The 15403-nt window shown below is 43.5% G+C and carries 7 protein-coding genes and 1 pseudogene; 3 read left to right on the top strand and 5 right to left on the bottom strand.

The features are described 5' to 3' along the window. Window positions 1-222: 222 nt before the first annotated feature. Window positions 223-1795 (bottom strand): annotated as a pseudogene (locus AB4161_RS19595) (methyl-accepting chemotaxis protein). Between the two features lie 804 nt (window positions 1796-2599). Here AB4161_RS19595 and AB4161_RS19600 point away from each other — a divergent pair. Together AB4161_RS19600 and AB4161_RS19605 are read left to right on the top strand one after the other, a co-directional pair. Continuing rightward, a complete protein-coding gene (locus AB4161_RS19600; protein ID WP_017064423.1) occupies window positions 2600-2926 on the top strand; it encodes a hypothetical protein in 327 nt (108 codons plus the stop codon). A gap of 47 nt (window positions 2927-2973) precedes the next feature. Next, complete coding sequence (locus AB4161_RS19605; protein ID WP_372083991.1) at window positions 2974-5730, top strand: immune inhibitor A domain-containing protein; 2757 nt, start codon at window positions 2974-2976, stop codon at window positions 5728-5730. Window positions 5731-5943: 213 nt separating this feature from the next. Here AB4161_RS19605 and AB4161_RS19610 read toward each other — a convergent pair whose 3' ends face one another. Next, on the bottom strand, window positions 5944-7119 hold the full coding sequence (locus AB4161_RS19610) for an MFS transporter (protein WP_372083992.1): 1176 nt from the start codon (window positions 7117-7119) through the stop codon (window positions 5944-5946). Window positions 7120-7362: 243 nt separating this feature from the next. On the opposite strand from AB4161_RS19610, the gene AB4161_RS19615 reads away from it, so the two are divergent. Beyond that, on the top strand, window positions 7363-8253 hold the full coding sequence (locus AB4161_RS19615; protein WP_372083994.1) for a LysR family transcriptional regulator: 891 nt from the start codon (window positions 7363-7365) through the stop codon (window positions 8251-8253). 94 nt (window positions 8254-8347) lie between these two features. Here the strand turns inward: AB4161_RS19615 and AB4161_RS19620 are convergent, their stop codons facing one another. The 3 genes from AB4161_RS19620 to AB4161_RS19630 form a co-directional block, all read right to left on the bottom strand. Further along, window positions 8348-13231, bottom strand: coding sequence for an ATP-binding protein (locus AB4161_RS19620; RefSeq protein ID WP_372083996.1), 4884 nt, complete (start codon window positions 13229-13231; stop codon window positions 8348-8350). Between the two features lie 70 nt (window positions 13232-13301). Then, the gene (locus AB4161_RS19625) at window positions 13302-14327 is read right to left on the bottom strand and encodes an HD-GYP domain-containing protein (RefSeq protein ID WP_029235511.1); all 1026 of its coding nucleotides are present in this window, start codon (window positions 14325-14327) and stop codon (window positions 13302-13304) included. 309 nt (window positions 14328-14636) lie between these two features. Then, a complete protein-coding gene (locus AB4161_RS19630) occupies window positions 14637-15401 on the bottom strand; it encodes an ABC transporter ATP-binding protein (RefSeq protein WP_017061894.1) in 765 nt (254 codons plus the stop codon). Window positions 15402-15403: the final 2 nt, after the last annotated feature.

Here is a 15403-nt window from a genome sequence, read left to right on the forward strand (position 1 = left end):
AAGATCATCGGTATGACAACATTCGGCGAATCTGCACCAGCAGGTGAGCTATTCAAGATGTTCGGTTTCACTACTGAAAACGTAGTAAACACAGCGAAAGAGCTTCTAGCTTAATCTTGAATACACTGTCTCGCCCTTAAATGGGTTGATGCATACAGAAAGCCCCGCATCAAAATGCGGGGCTTTTTTTGTCTTTTCTCTCATTCGGATTAAATCTAACGGCTATTTTTCTTCGAAACGCTTTGCCAGTTGGTAGAACTCATTAACTTGTTCTTTTAGCTCTGTGGAGTGGTCTTTCACTGAATGCGTAGCAACCAAATTTTGTTCTGCCGTAGACGCGATAGACTGCATATGCAGATTGACCTCACTCGACAGCTCACGTTGCTTATGAGCAGAACTTTCAACAGACTGCATGAGTTCATTCATGGATTGCATTAGGTTTTCGACTTCCGACAAGCGCTCTGCACTTACCTTAGCAACATCACCACACGCGTCCGTTTGCTCTCGGTTCGCCAGAATATCTTTCTGCCACCCTTCAATCGTCGTTAGCATTGTATCGATGCTCTCTTTGATCTGAACCGTAGCCTTTGAGGTTCGACCCGACAATGCACGGACTTCGTCTGCAACGACAGCAAAGCCTCGTCCTTGCTCGCCCGCTCTCGCCCGCTCTCGCCGCTTCAATCGCAGCGTTCAGGGCCAACAAGTTGGTTTGTTCGGCGATTCCACCAATCTCTTCCATTATCTTACTTACGCTCTGCGCTTGGTCGCTCAGTTGGTAAGTCGTTTGAGTCGCCTTTTCGGCCTGAGAAGCTAGGCTCTCTAAGTTTTGATGAGTTTGATTAATACTCTCTTTAGCGCCAGCACAGGTTTGCAAAGTCACATCGACAATCTGGTGCGCTTCTTCTGTGCGAGAAGAGACCTCATTGGCGGTGACTTCAACCTCTTCAGTCGCCTCTCGTACTTGAAGAATGTCTTTTGTTTGTTGATCTAAGGCTTCTGATACTTGAAATGACGTCGCATTTAGGTTGTCAGCCAAATCTTGTAACGGCTTGGCTGAGTCTGTCATGCGACCTAATACGGTGTGGATTCTTGCAGACAATAGTTTTAAGTGAAAATCGGCAATAGAGAACTGACTATTACCTGAATAAACAAGACGACTAACACTATCGAATTTAGATTGCAGCTTTTTCAACTGCAGTGGAGTATCAATCAGCTCTTGTCGGAAAAGCAGTGCTAATGCTGAAACAGGAAGTAGGCTCAACAACCATTGTGATACTTGCCCTACTTCAATGAGATTTGAAATTAACGGCGCAGCCAAAGAGCCTAGCAACACGGCGTAACGAACACTGTCACTGATCTTTAATGACCATTGGCGACCCGACTTTTCAGCCTTCAAGAGGCCTTGGTAAGCCTTATCTGCAACTTGTATCCATTCATTCTTTGGCTTAACACGAACAGATTGGTAGCCACTCACCTTACCATTGTCGTAAATTGGAGTTACATAAGCATCGACCCAGTAAAACCCACCAGATTTGGTTTTGTTTTTTACGATGCCACGCCAAGCTTTACCTTGCTTTAGGTTAACCCACATATCAGCAAAAGCGGCTTTCGGCATATCGTTATGCCTTACGATATTGTGGTGTTGCCCTAGCAATTCTTGTTGGCTGTATTCCGCTATGCGACAAAAAGCATCATTACTGTACGTAATCACGCCTTTTAAATCAGTGGTAGAGACAAGTTGTTCGTTTTCGCTGAGAAGCGTTTCACGAGATTGAGTAGATGAGCTGACAGTCATTATATTAGGCGAGGAATATATACAATTATTAAAGTTATGACAAAATGTGAACGTCACATTTTGTGTAAATGCCTGCTATTTATACAAAAATACGCTCGACACCTCACAAAGCTCAACGCTTCACGCTTCTTCTCAAATCAACATTTATAAATCATCTAAGTTACCTACAGTTTAAATCTCATGGTTCTCATTGAAACAGAGGTATGGAATGTACGAATGTTTAAATCTTTGCACAGCACTCATTCAACAAAGCCTTTAGTAAGCTTGGATGTCTTAACCATGGCAATCCTCTACTCAACCATAAGTAAATCGCTAACGCGTACACGAACTAAAAAGCCTAAACGCGGGCTCTTTTTCTTATCTGATAACTCCATTTGATCGAGCTATTGTGAAATCTGTTCTCTTGAAGCACTTTAAATCGCGCTCAATACCCTAATTATTGATATTTTGAGTAAAAATAATTTGAGCATGGGTATTTACTAATGACTCAGTTATTACATGCGTATTTTAAAACACCGATAATAAAAAATCATCTTATTAGTTAGAACCCAACGCCTTGTATAAAGCGCCCTCCAGAATAATAACCACGACCTAATCAATGTTATTAAACATCCAAACTATCAACTATTCATTCAACAAAACCCATTAAATAACTGACAATAGAATAAATAACACTCCTTATTTTATATTAACTCTAAATGTTGAAACCGGAACGAATAATTAATTGTAATAATTATCCATTTGATTGGTAAATTTTATAAATATATTTTGTTACATAATCAAAATTGATGGCTTGATATAATAATGTCACACAAAACAATGGCTTTAATGGTTCTAATTTTTTCCTCACTGTCACAGGCTTCCACTATTGAGAACGACGAACTATTGCTGAAGTCATTGATTAAACAAGGTGTTATCTGCTCAGGCTTAACCTATGAGGAAAATCAAGAAGCTTTGCGTATCTATCTCAACGCTAAAAAAGTGAAGAGCACTCCGTTTGATTCAAAAAATAGAAAAGAGACAACCAATACAAAAGAGATAGAAGGTAAAAAACATACAACAAACACACGTCAGTTAAATAAGACACCACAAGAGTGTATTAGGCCAAACTCGGACAACAGATCCGAATAAGGCAAGTTGATACTGATATCGACATGGAAATATAAAAAGGAAATATAATGAAAATGATGAGAAAAACATTGTTGGCTTCAGCAATGCTTACTCTATTTAGCGTCAGTGGTTATGCAAAAACACCTATTGATTTAGGCGTAGTTAATGAAGACAAACTCATTGAAATGCTAGTTAGACAAGGCTTAGTCGACCAAGATGCAACCGATGCGGCAAAGCGCGATGCGCTTGACCGTTACTTGAAAAATAAAATCAATTCCGGTTTCAAAGGCGATGCTCAATTCGGAAAAAAAGCACTTGAGCAACGCGCAAAAATACTCAAAGCCATAGAAAAAGGGTCTGGCGTTAAAAAAGCGAGTGTCTTTGCTTTAGAAGTCGGCACCAAGCGCACCGATAAAGTACTCGCTCTATTGGTCGATTTCCCTGATTTGAACTGGGATGACAACAAGTTGACCGAAGAGCACACGCAGATGCTCTACGAGAGCTACAACCCTGAACATTATCAAGAGTTGTTGTTTTCAAATTCTGGCTACACAGGGCCAAATGGCGAAAACCTAATCTCGATGCGCCAATATTACCAAAGCGAATCAGGCGACAGTTACAGCGTTTCAGGTCAAGCGGCAGGTTGGTATCGCGCCTCTAAGCCTGCGTCATTCTATGGTGGCAACTCCCCTACCACCGACAACGACCTAAACGCCCAAGAACTGGTTCGTGAAGCGCTGAATCAACTGGCTCAAGATCCGAGTATCAACCTTGCCGATTACGACATCGAAGATCGTTACGATTACGACGGTGACGGAAATTTCCGCGAACCCGATGGTGTGATTGACCACCTGATGGTGTTTCATGCATCGGTAGGCGAAGAAGCCGGTGGTGGCGTGTTAGGCCCTGATGCGATTTGGTCTCACCGATTCAACCTTGGTCGCACTCATGTACTGGAAGGTACTTCTAGCTCGCTTCCAGATCGATTTGGTGGCCAATACGCGGCGTTCGATTACACCATTCAACCGATTGATGCGGCTGCAGGTGTTTGTGCCCACGAATATGGTCATGATTTAGGCTTACCAGACGAGTATGACACGCAATACACAGGCAGAGGCGAACCGGTTTCTTACTGGTCAATCATGTCTTCGGGCAGTTGGGCTGGTCAAATTGGTGGTACACAACCAACGGCATTCAGCTCTTGGGCAAAACACTTCCTACAGAAATCGATTGGCGGACGTTGGGTTAACGATGATCAGCTCTCGATTGATGACCTAGAAGACAATCCACAAGTGTATACGCTGTTCCAAACAACGGATAACAGTCGTCCTAACATGATCAAAGTGGATCTTCCTGAAAAGCAGATTGAAAGTCTGAAACCCTTTGAGGGCGAGTATTCATTCCACTCTCAAAAAGGCGATGATCTGAAAAGCAGTATGACTCGCAAGTTGATGATCCCAGCGGGTGATTCTGCACTGCTGTCTTTCAAAACTTGGTATGAGATTGAAAAAGACTACGACTTTGCGCGCGTGCTAATCAACGGACAAGCCATTGCAGGAAACATTACCTCAATGGACGATCCATACAACACGGACCTCGTTCCTGCTATTGGCGGCGAATCTGGCGGATGGGTCGACGCTGAGTTCGACGTTTCACAATGGGCAGGCCAAGAAGTGGAACTGTCTTTTGAATACATCACCGATGGCGGCTTAGCAATGGAAGGCTTCTATTTAGATAACCTTGCTGTTGTTGTCGATGGTGAAGTGACCTCAATAGACGATGGTGAAAGCAACTCCACCTTCGCCCTTAATGGTTACAAGCTGAGTAATGGATTCCATCAAGCGCAGCACTACTATCTATTGCAATGGCGCAGCCACATGGATGTTGATGAAGGCCTAGCGAACATCAAACGCATGGGACAACTGATGTCATTCGACCCTGGCTTGATCATTTGGTACGTCGACGAATCACTAACCGACAACTGGGTAGGTAAACACCCTGGTGAAGGTTGGTTAGGCGTGGTCGATGCAGACCAAAATGCCATGGTGTGGGCAAACTCTGGTGAAGCGGCTCAAACACGCTACCAAGTTCGAGACGCAGCGTTTTCACTCAAAGATCATACTCCAATGCGTCTTGTAAACAGCGACAACGATGTACTCGAAGATACCAGTTTGGTTGGCAATGCTAGCTTCTCGGATGACCAAGATTACACATCGCCTCAAGCACCAGATTCAGGACGCATCCTGACGGAGTTTGGTTTAGCGGTCGATATTGTGAATCAGAGTGATAACAACGAATACGGTGTGGTTCGCTTATCTAAAGTAAGCCAACACAACATCGTTCCTACTGCGAACTTCGAGCTTAATGTGACTGGTCTGACTGTTTCTGCAAACAACTTCAGCTCAGACCAAGACGGTGAGATCGCCCGTTACCTATGGGACTTTGGGAACGGCACAACAAGTAACGAAGTGGCACCAACTTGGTCTTACGAGCAAGCGGGCGAATACACGGTGAACTTGACTGTTGTCGACGACAAAGGCGCTACCGCTTCATTTAGCTCCGTAGTGAGTGTTGAATCTCCAAACGCCCTTCCAGAAGCGAGCGCGAAGTACATTCACTTGGGCCGCTGGGTAACCATGTGGTCTACAAGTTCAGACAGCGATGGTCGTATTGTTGATACCGAGTGGACACTTCCAAACGGAAAGGTGAAACGAGGTCGCACATTCACGTCAATCTTCCCTTCATACGGAAAGCACGAGGTGACACTGAAGATAATCGATGACCAAGGTGGGATTACCACTAAGACAATTTTGGTCGACCTGTAAATCATCGCTGGCTCTGTCATGCGTATTTACAACACAAGCTTAAGTACTGTTGTCACAGGATATAAGCCACGACAGCAGTTTTAAGAAAACGTTATTATTTAAGCCGTAAGCAAAGGCCCTACCGATTTGGTAGGGCTTTTTATTGGTCGCAGTTCGAGATACTAGGGTTTTAATCACAGTAACAAATTTACTGAACCACCATTCGATGAGCCATTACACAGGCTGCTTTTGAATACGCGATTTACGAGCACTGAATGCGAACAGCAAGATAACAGCTAACACGAATGGTAATACGTAGATATTGAGGTTCTGCCACCCTGCTGTCGATTCTAGCCAGCCAGAGAGCATCGCTGTAATCGTCACACAGCCAAAGACAATAAATTCATTAAACGCTTGTGCCTTAGCTTTATTCTGCGATTGGTAGGACTGACTAAACAAACCTGTTGCCGCGATAAACATAAAGTTCCAACCGACACCAAGCACAACTAGAGCCGCTCTGAAGTGCCAGATAGATTCGCCATGAATGTTAATCGCGATACAGACGACGAACAGAACCCCGCCTGCCAAGATCATCATTCTTGAGCCAAACTTCTCGATAAGTGAACCAGTAAAGAATGCAGGAACAAACATCCCCAATACGTGCCACTCAATGACGCCCGCTGCTTTGGTAAAGTCAAAGCCACAACCAATCATTGCCAATGGCGTTGCTGTCATCAGGATATTCATCACCGCATAAGCGACCATGGCAGCAAACACTGCGCCAATAAAGTTAGGCGCTTTTACTATCACACTGAGAGGATCGGATTTAGGTGCCTGACTATTAAAAGAGACTTTTGGAAACTGAATTGTTTGTAAGATGAGTAACGCAAGAATGTTCAATCCAATCAAAGAAGCAAAAGCACCAATGTACAAGCCATCTTGCGACCACTGTTGCGACATAATCGCCAAATTTGGTCCTAATACCGCGGCTAAAACGCCACCAGCCATCGAGATAGAGATCGCTCGATGACGTGCATTTTCATCACACACCTCGATTGCAGCAAAACGATAAAGCGTGCCAAAACCTATGCCTATCCCAAGTAAGAACGTAGCGAAACAAAACAGATAGAAATTTTGCTGAGACAGTGCGTAGGTGGCAAGACTAGCTCCTGTAATGCCAACCACATTACCAATGCTAAATCCTCTCTTTCTCCCTAACTTGCCTGAAATTAAAGACGCAGGAATAGTGGCTGCCATTAGACCCAAAAACTGCAGTGCAACCGGAAAGGTGATCATGCTGACACTGGGTGCAATCTGCTTACCGATCAAACCAATCACAGAGATCAGTAATATGTTACCCGTCATCAACAAGGCCTGACACAGTGAGAGCAGCCAAACATTTCTATTCATCTTCGTTCCTAAATATGAGCACAGTTGGTCAATAGACCAAAAATTCAACAAAGTCGCAACACTTTGTTACTCATAGCAACTCTACAAAGCGACCAATAGACCAATATAAAGTGCTACCACCACATGACTTTGATTAGCGTTACTTAAGACGCTAGAGTTGAAATTATCATTACTTAAGATAATAATAATTTTCTGTTATTTATTGGCTTTGTTATTTATAGGCTTTAGTATTTGAAGGTGAGTATGATTAATCCACTTTGGCTCAATACGTTTAAGACTCTGGTTGAAGTTGGCCATTTCACCCAAACGGCAGAAAAGTTGTATATGACACAACCTGGAGTCAGCCAACACATCAAGAAGCTTGAACAAGCTTGTAATTGTGACCTGCTATCTCGAGAAAACAAGAGCTTCGAACTGACCGAACAGGGTCGGATTATGTATCGCTATGCGATCAAACTAGAGAAAGACCAAGAAGATCTTTTTGAGTCTCTGAGTTTTGATAACCCTTATGCTGGGCAATGTCACTTGTCTTGCTCTGGCTCACTCTCTTTGCGTCTGTATCCCAAGCTTCTTGAACTTCAACAGCAACACCAAGAGCTCAGCATTAACTTAGAAGCCGCTCCAAACAAAAAGATATTGAATGACCTAAGCGAAGGCACTACCGATATCGGCATTGTTAGGCATTCCCCGAACGACAGCTACTACCAAAGCCAAGTCATCGGCAAAGAAGCACTGTGTCTTATTGTTCACCACAGCCTTGCTGATTTAGAGATAACGCCGCAAGTATTGAATGACATTGGCCTGATTGCCCACCCAGATTCTGCACACTATCTGTCTTTGTATTTCGACCTTTGCGGAGATAAAGACTTAGCGAACATCAACGTTAATGAGATACCAAGATCTGGCTACATCAATCAGCTTCACCAGATCTTGCTACCCGTATCAAAAGGATTAGGTTTTACCGTGTTACCGGCTGGCGCGGTTGAACACTTCCCAGATAGAAACAAGCTACACGTTGTGCCGCCAAAGGTAGAAGTAGAGGAAACGCTGTATCTGGTTCAAAAACGAAACCGAAAACTGCCGCACCGATACGATACGGTTGTTGAGCTAATCAAACAGAACGTGAGTCGTTAGTTCGGTATAGATAGATTTAAAGCCTTTAGCTAGCTCGGTATTTCGCTATAAGAGCTAAAGGCTTTAATGTTGAAGTGATATTTATAAAAGACAACTACTCAGAAGCGCCAAGCCCCTCTTTTGCTCGTTCAAAGTCATAATTATCTAACGCACTTCGAACATCTTTGAGAACAACAGAATGTGGATACTGTGCCAGTAACTCAGTCACATATTGAGTTGCATCGTTATCATACGCATCCAGCAGTGATAGCAACTGAGCATGCTGTTCTGACGTGATGCTCGGTGAGTCAGAGGTATCAGCAAGACTCACATCGGCTACTTCAGAACTTGTCGTATTAGATCCTTTGGCACCAGGCACATCAAAGCTGATCTCAACTGCTTTAATCAGTTCAATTAACCCAAGCTCACCTTGTTTAAGATCCTCTTCATCACACGCCTTGTTATGAGCTTTGCTTTCTAAATCACTGAGTAACTCTGCCAATCGCAACCCACCAATCGAAGCTGCCATGCTTTTTAAGGTATGTAGATTACGCTCTAACGTCTCCCATTCGCCTTGTACTAAGCTATCAAAAGCATCCGACATCATGTCTGGTGATCCTTTGCAGAACCTATCAAGCATTTTGGCTTGCAGTTTCACATCATGATAAGTCAGTTGCTCAAACCTCGACTGAGAGAAAACAGGCGGTTTTATGTGAGTATCAGAGTGTAATTCCGCACTCTCATCAGAATCACCTGTCTGTATCGCATCTGAATGCGTTCTACCTTCAACTAATACCTCAGGAACAATGTATCGAGTAATCAGAGACATCGCTTTATCAATAACAATAGGCTTATCCAAGAAGTCCGTGATGCCCGACGCCCTCGCTCGTTGTTTCGCATCATCAAAAACACTGGCTGACATTGCAATAATCGGTACATCTATATCGAATTCACGAATCAAACGGGTAGCTTCAAAGCCGTCCATAATCGGCATTTGAAGATCCATGAAGATTATTTCGTAGTCGTTGTTTTTAGCTAACTCCAGCGCTTCCTTTCCGTTTTCAGCAAGATCGGCATTTAATTTAGAGCGACTGAAAAATGCTAAGGCGAGATCTTGGTTCAGCTCATTGTCTTCAACCAATAGCACTCTTTGCCCTTTGAACTCTATCTGATAATCCAGTTGCAACTCTTGAGCTTTGAAGTCGGCTAACGCATCCGAGCTTGAGCGTGGCAATGTCAGTACAAAGGAGAACTCACTGCCTTGCCCGTAAACACTCTCTACCGTAATTTGACTGCCCATCGCATGAACTAATTTCTGGCTAATGTTGAGCCCAAGCCCTGTACCGCCAAACCGACGTGTCGTTGTGGTATCCGCTTGGCTAAAGGCTTCAAACAGCTTGTGACGGTTCTCATCCGAAATGCCTATCCCGGTATCCATCACACTCACTCTCATGGTTAGGCTGCTGTCGTTCGAGTCAACATGCTCCACCGTTAACGCTACGCTGCCTTTTTCCGTAAACTTAATCGCGTTACCCACAAGGTTGAGTATGACTTGGAACAACCTCAATGGATCGCCTTGCAATGGCGTGTCTAACTCAGAGTCTATGACCATCGACAAATTGAGCTGCTTCTCAGCCGCTTTCGACTCCATCAGCTCAATCACATCTTTAAAGGTCGTTACGGGATCAAACGGGACGTTATCAATAACAAGTTGTCCAGCTTCTATCTTTGAGAAATCAAGGATGTCATTGATGATACCGAGTAACGAATGGCCAGAACGGTGCACTTTCTCAATATAATTTCGAGCGACAGGATTAGATATTTCGCCAATCGCCAGATAAGACAAGCCAATAATGGCATTCATTGGGGTTCTTATCTCATGGCTCATATTAGCTAAAAATTCCGATTTAGCTTGGCTCGCCAAATCGGCTCTCTGTTTTTCTTCTTCCAATTGTTCGTTAAGGCGCTTCATTTCTGAAATATCGAATGCCCAAAATAGTGTGGCGACTTCCCCATCAATCTCAAAAAGATAGTAACTGACCAAAGCAACAAATCGGGTTCCATCAGACTTTCTGAGTACCAACTCCCTATTTTCAACTTTACCGTTAAGGTCGAGCTCTTTATGCACGCCATCACGAACGCTCAGCGAGTCATGGATAGCAGCGACGTCGATAGAAGACAACGCCTGATTATCCACGCCAAACAAACGTTTCGCCGTATCATTCGCGTAACGAACCTCTTCTTCAAATACCACGCTGGCTGCAATTGGAGAGCTATTTAGCATGTTGTAGAGTTGGTTCTGCGCCTTTTCCAGAGCTTCGGTCGCTTCCTTAGCAATACTGATCTGCTTCGCTAATTTACGATTCCAGAAAATAATAAGAAGAAGGATCACCAGAGAAAAAACCGAAATAGTGTAAACCAATTGATAATCAACTCTTTCTATCGCTTTGGGCGCCGCCCACTTTGCTGAGATCTTCTGGTGTTCTTCAGCCGAGATACTGCCTATCGCTTTGTTCACAATAGACAACAGCAAAGGTTCAGATTTGATGACATGCAGAGTTGGCGACAGGAAGAAGTCTAACCGGCCGATGATACCAACCCCTCGATGACCAAATGAATCAATGAGGTAATTGAGGACATCAACAGTGTCGACCATGCCGTCTAAGGTTTTATCATCCAATCGGTTGAGCCCATCGGCCGTGGATTCTACCTCTACCCACTCAACGTTCGGGTACTTATCTAAAATCGCGTTAGTATTTGCCGCATTCTTCAATATACCGATTTTCCAACCATCAGCTTCTTCAAGTACCAAGCTACTAACGTCTCTTCTCGATGCAATGGCCAAACGACTTGAAAACAAGCTTTTAGCTGCTTTGACGTTATCTCCTAACGAACGATTCTCTTGAGCTGCTGAGACCAGTTCCACTTCATGATGATCAACCAAGCTTCGGGTCTCAGACCAATTCGCCACGTCAACATGCTGAATACTTAGCCCTGTTTTTTGTTCAATCAGCGTTAGATAATCATCAATCATCCCGATGTATTCACCGGTATTGGATACCGCTTCATAAGGTAACGAATTCGGATCGATACCTATACGTACATCCGGATTATCTTTAATCCACGCCCTCTCTTTTTGGCTTAGATTTAGGATCTCTCCTGTCAAGTTACTCGCTTGATAAACATCCGTAATATAGCGTTTCGCCGCATCTCCGAATGAACTAAATTGTTCGACAGATGGAAAATAAACATGGTTCCGCACTAACGAATTAACATCAAAGTAGAAAGTCATCGAACCAGAGTTGATACTCCCTCCCTTGGTCCTATAATTCGCCACCTTGGTGACTGATGAAAAGTGAGAGGTATTTTTCTTCTCTCCATATTGATCAACTAGGTTGCCTATGTACCAAGATTTGATCGGGCGACTATTGTTATCCGCTTGTGCGGTGATCACCTGAAAAGAACTGTCCGTGTCGAAAATTTCAAACACTTCCGTCAATTCTTCAAAGCGGTCGTTGACGATAAAATACGCAGATATTTGCGCGATAATATTCGCTTTTTTAAGGACTAGGCTTAAATCACTCTGAACCTGCATCTCGATAATTTGGTTTAAGCCGTCATCCTCCTGTTTAAGCCTTTTAATTGCGGCATTGAAGCTATCTCTGATTTCTTCACTCTTAAAGTCCACATAGATCGGATACTCAACTTTATACTCGTCATGTAGCGTTAGCTCTGCCATTTCAATAAAACGAGTATTGGTGATAAACCACTCTAGCACTCTTCGTTCAACCATTAGCAGGTCAACATTTTGAGCCCTCAACTGCGAGAATGCTGATTCAAGATCTTCGTAATCTTCAACACGATCAATGTCTAACTTACTCTTCAGAACTTCAACAGAGTTTTTAATTGAGGATGTTTCGTCGAACAATAACGCCCCTAATGATAGGTCTTTTTGGGATTGAAGTTGGAGTTTGCGGCGAGTTAGTGAAACAGGAACAAACTCAACATTAAGAACGTTATCACTTAAAAAGTGCGCATTAGGATCATCAAACTGAACACCAGAAACAAAGGCTATAGAATTATTGTTATCGATGGCTTTTTTAGCGGCGCTAGGTGGAAGTGTGACAACGTCACCTAGTTTATATCCCATGTCATTCAGTGCACGCTGAAGAATGTCGTGCTCTAGCCCGACTGCGGTGCTGTCTGGGTAAATATACGGAGGGTTACCAAAGCCAAACACGCCTTTTAGCGGCACTCGATAGGGGGAACTGTCTAGCCACTTCGATAAAATCTGGTTCTTGTTATCAACGTCGAAGGTTTCAATCTGTTTGTTGATTAGCGTCAGCAGTTCTGGTTCATCGGTTCGAATCACCATTGATGCTTCAAACCTTTTCCAATGCTCCAGAACATAATTTACCGCTAAATCATGAACGCCAATCTTTTTCGCAAGATCCATAGTGGTGATAGGTTCACCGACCATGCCTTCGACATCCCCGGCCCCTAACGCACGTACTGCATCAATAACGTTATCAAAATTCACTCGCTCAATAGAACTCAATTTGACACCGGCTCGCTCCAAATCGATATTTTCATTAACCATCGCAATACGGCGTTTATTATTTTGATCTAGGTTTCCATCGAGTTTGTTGTCGATGGGAACAATCACTGCGACCTGATAAGGAATATAGGGAGCACTCGCAAGAAAACGGCCACCTTCACTTGGGTCGAACTGTTGGAATGGAAATACATCGCCTCGCCCGTCGACTAACGCGGCTTTAGCCTCGACACGCGAGTTAACTGTGACAAACCGAACATGGACACCAAAACGCTGTTCAAGATCTAATGTCCAATCTTTGATGATCCCAGAAACCTGCCCATCATCATCGATGAATGAGTAAGGATAATGGTTGGCCAAGACAACAAAAGTTACCGTTGGTTGGTTTCCCAACCACTGATTTAACTCAGTATCTGTTACCTCAGCAGCATTCGTAGATCGCATTAGCAGCGACCACACCACAAGTGTAATGACCAGAAAAACAACCAAACGATTTAGCGACAACATCAAGCCATCACTCATCTCTAAATTTCTCTTTAATTGCTAGAATCTCAGGTAACTTCAGAAAAAACACATCAACGATAGTTGGATCAAAATGTTTGCCTTTCTGTTCTTCAAACAAGTTCAGCGCCTCATCAATACTCCAAGCTTTTTTATAAGGGCGCTCTGCGGTCAGGGCATCAAACACATCAGCAACAGCCGCAATTCTTCCAACCAATGGGATACCCTCACCAGCTATCTGGTTTGGATAACCACTGCCATCCCATTTTTCGTGATGATATTGCGCCACCTGAATAGCCATACGCATCAGTTTGGAATCACTCTGCCTACCAAGTATATCAACACCATATTCGACATGCTTTTGCATAATTGTCCACTCGTCGGCGTCCAATTTACCCGGCTTGAGTAATACGCTATCAGGAATACCGATCTTGCCAATATCATGCATTGGTGCTGCATCACGCAACGTCTCGGCATCTTCGTCAGTCATTCCCAAGGCTTTAGCTAGCACTTCACAGTAGTGACTCATACGCTTAACGTGCATGCCTGTTTCATTGTCTTTAAATTCAGCAGCTCTACCCAGTATGTTCAGTGTTTCTAGCTTACCGAGATTGATCTCTTGAGTTTTCTCTTTTACCTGACTAAACAACGCGCGTTGTTGGTCATAAAGTGCGATATGCGTTTTCACACGCTGGAGTGCAATTGCAGGGGTTATCGGCTTGGTTAGGTAATCGACAGCCCCCAAGGAGAGCCCTTTTACTTCGGCTTCTGGACCAATTGTGGCGGTCACGAAAATGATAGGAATGTGAGCCGTATTCGGCTGAGCTTTAAGTTGGCGGCACACCTCGTAACCATCGATGTCAGGCATCATGATATCAAGGAGGATAAGGTCTGGCTGCGGCACCATCTTCGCAATTTTGATACCAATTGTGCCGTTAATCGCTACTTTCACTTGATAAGTATCTTTGAGTATTGCCGTTAACACATCCAAGTTACTTGGGGTGTCATCCACGACTAACACTATAGGTTTCCGACTCATTGATACCTCGTATACAAATCAAACAGTTATAACCCTAGTGTAGAACGGTTTCCAGAGGTTAAGTAGAAAAAAAACAATTGATTTTCAAAAATGAAGAGTAGATCTGTGAGTGACTTCAAACTGGCGTTATTAGAAGTACGACCAGTCAATATTACGTCAGTTAAGTTATTATTATACAAGGGGAATTACCTTTGCATTGCAACATTTCACTAACAACACAGATACTATCCGAAAACAAAAAGAGCTCCTTATATGGGAGCTCTTTTCGTTCAACGGCTAGAAAGCAAAACAACCGAGTTATTCAGTAATCTAACGACCAGAATAATACATACAGATTCGAACACCGTCGAACTCACGAATCTCAAATGGGATCTCGTAGATAGACTCCATCACTGATTTTTCAACCACTTCCGAAACCTTACCCGACTTAACCACTTTGCCTTTCTTCATCGCAACAATGTTATCTGAGTAACAAGAAGCGAAGTTGATGTCATGAATCACGATAACGACCGCTTTATTGAACTCATGCGCTAAACGACGCAACGTCTGCATAATTTCGACCGAGTGTTTAATATCAAGATTGTTCAGTGGCTCATCTAAGAACACATAATCCGTATCTTGCGCCACAACCATCGCGATAAACGCCATTTGACGCTGACCGCCACTCAACTCATCAAGGTATTTGTTTTGGATGTCAGTAATGCCAAGGTGTTCTAGTGCTGTATCGACGATCTTATGATCTTCGTCTTTCAAGCGACCTTGAGAGTGTGGGAAACGACCAAAACAGACCAATTCACGAATCGTAAATCGCATGTTGATGTTATTTGATTGTCTTAACACGGCAAGGTGCTTCGCTAGCTCTTTGGTATCCCACTCAGCCAGTAACTTATCGCCAATGACCACTTCACCCGCGTCGCTGTCTGTTAAGCGGCTCGCCATTGAAAGCAGTGTACTTTTACCCGCACCATTTGGGCCAATGATAGAAGTCACTTCGCCTTTCGGGAACATAGCACTGGCATCATCAACCACGAGTGACTTGCCATACTTCTTACTTAAACCTGTTAATTTAATCACTA

Origin of the sequence: Vibrio sp. 10N.286.51.E5 (assembly GCF_041469125.1) — a bacterium.
Lineage (GTDB): Bacteria > Pseudomonadota > Gammaproteobacteria > Enterobacterales > Vibrionaceae > Vibrio > Vibrio crassostreae_C.